This window comes from Kitasatospora sp. UYEF31 (genome assembly GCF_057291755.1).
Window position 1 is genome coordinate 1 of the sequence record NZ_JBXAWK010000147.1, and the last position, 1,612, is coordinate 1,612.

At 68.3% G+C, this 1,612-nt stretch carries 2 protein-coding genes; one reads left to right on the top strand and one right to left on the bottom strand.

Annotation, left to right across the window (positions count from 1 at the left end; genetic code table 11):
* The coding region (locus AC0Z36_RS29615) for an IS630 family transposase (RefSeq protein WP_485466172.1) at positions 1–1,094 on the bottom strand (1,094 nt) is incomplete at its 3' end.
* A gap of 127 nt (positions 1,095–1,221) precedes the next feature.
* Here AC0Z36_RS29615 and AC0Z36_RS29620 point away from each other — a divergent pair.
* Positions 1,222–1,563, top strand: coding sequence for a hypothetical protein (locus tag AC0Z36_RS29620; RefSeq protein ID WP_485466173.1), 342 nt, complete (start codon positions 1,222–1,224; stop codon positions 1,561–1,563).
* The last annotated feature ends 49 nt before the right edge of the window (positions 1,564–1,612 follow it).

The window sequence follows — 1,612 nt, forward strand, 5'->3', positions numbered from 1 at the left end:
CCATCCTGCTCCGCTTCGGGACGGCGGGCGAGGTAGCGGGCGTGATCGGCGTCCGCGTCGTACTCCCACCGGTAGGGGCGGGCCCGGCGGTTGTGCCGGATCGTGAACGCGGTGATCTGGTTCTCAAGGTCATCCCTGGAGTCGAACCCACCCCGCCGCAGCAGCCGGCGCGTCAGCGTGCCGAACCACTGCTCGACCATGTTCAGCCAGGACGCGTGCACCGGCGTATAGGTCACGGTGATCCGCGGGTGCTTCGCGATCCACGCCCTGGTGGCCTTCGAGCGGTGCGAGGCCCCGTTGTCCAGGATCAGGTGGATCCCGATGCCGGGTTCGACGAGCCGGTCGAGGAGGTTCAGGAAGCGGATGAAGGTCGCGGAGTCGTTCTTCTCGATCCGTTCCGTGATCACCTCGCCGGTCGCCACGTTCATCGCCGCGATGATCGACACCGTGCCGTTGCGTGTGTACTCGAACTCCCGGCGCGCGTCCCGCCCCGGCTCCGCCGGCCGGGTGGGGAACGTGCGGGCCAGGGCCTGAATACCGGTCTTCTCATCCAACGAGAGCAGCAGTGTGTCCGCCGGCGGATCGAGGTAGAGGCGGCACACCGCACCGGCCTGCTCCCAAAACAGCGGGTTGTCCTTCCGGTTCAGCCAGCCCCTCACCTTGTGCGGCCGCACCTTCGCCTCCTTCAGAACCCTTCCCACCGTGGACTTCGACACCTCCAGGCCGTTGTCGGCCAGTTGCCGGGCGATCGTGGACCGGGTCCACACCGACGCGCCCTCCGGCGGCACTGAGGTGGCGGTCGCGATGACAGTCAGACGCTGGCTGGGGCCGTAGACATCGGGCCGGCCGCTGCGCGGCCGGTCGAACAGTCCCGGCACCCCACGCCGCCGGAAGCGCGCACGCCAGGTGGAGACTGTGGCCGGGCCGCAGCCGACCTCCACGGCGATCGCCTCACGTGTCCACCCGCGCACCGTCAGCAGCACGATCCTCGCGCGTCGGACCAGGGCCTGACCCGACACGGGACTGGCCACGATCGTGCGGAGTTTCCTCTCCTGCTTCCGGTTCACCCTCAACTGCCCCGCCTGCGCGGCCATCCGGCCCCCCGAATCCCGATCCGACCAAGTGATCGACCAGACATCCTGCCAACCACATTCCAGGCCCCGGCCGCCGAGGTCCCGACCAGAGCCTGTCCCGGACGGCGCGGTGGCGCACAATGAGGCCATGCCGGTCCCCGCCAAGCGCCTCAAGGAAGACGTCGACGGAACTGTCGACCACCACGCCACCCACTTCGGACACTGGCCGAAACTGGCTGAGGTCGACTTCCGCTGGCGCGGTTCCTACGGCTACATCACCGCCGTCATCGACCTCGACGGGACCGATGAACCCATCCCCATGTGCCGGATCGAGTACCTCGGCGACGACGAGGAATGGGCCTTCGCCCTCCTCGACCCCGCCACCGACACCTATACATCCGCTGTCCTACACACCGGCAGTAGCGTCGGCACCCCCGTTGAGGCCTTCGAGACGGCCGCCCTCATCCACCTCGCCGACTACCAAGAGTGATCAAGGCAGCCGGTGCGACCGGCAAAGGACTTCCGACGCGCTGCACTAG